This window comes from Anabaena sp. CA = ATCC 33047, from assembly GCF_963870205.1.
In the GTDB taxonomy this organism is placed as follows: domain Bacteria; phylum Cyanobacteriota; class Cyanobacteriia; order Cyanobacteriales; family Nostocaceae; genus Trichormus.
In genome coordinates this window covers 1-356 of the sequence record NZ_CAWMSA010000084.1, presented here as the reverse complement: position 1 = coordinate 356, position 356 = coordinate 1, and the positions used below count along the sequence as shown (strand labels likewise).

Here is a 356-nt window from a genome sequence, read left to right as displayed (position 1 = left end):
ATCGAGTTGGGGATGAGAGGTATTAAGTAGCAAACGCATATAATTTCGGTATAGAGGTTCTACGTTCTCATAAAATGAAAATTGTAAATCTATATTAGTTGAAGAAAGGTTATCTCGAACTTTAGTAAGATGGGCAAGGGCTGTCTCATAAGATTTGATAGCTTTTTGATACTTTCCTTGCTGTTGATACAATGTAGCTAATTGCTGAGACCATTGATAAGCTAAGTCCCATGCTTGAATTGATTGAGCTAGACTTAGTGCTTTAATAAAGTAAGTTTGTGCTTGTTCTGGTTGTAGTTTGCCTAAAATACCATGACTGTATGATATTAATCGTTTATTATTGATATTAGTTGCTA

General features: G+C 33.7%; 1 protein-coding gene. It reads right to left on the bottom strand.

Annotation, left to right across the window (positions count from 1 at the left end; genetic code table 11):
• A partial coding sequence (locus tag AACS98_RS22330) for a tetratricopeptide repeat protein (protein WP_157087549.1) occupies nt 1-356 on the bottom strand: 356 nt, incomplete at both ends.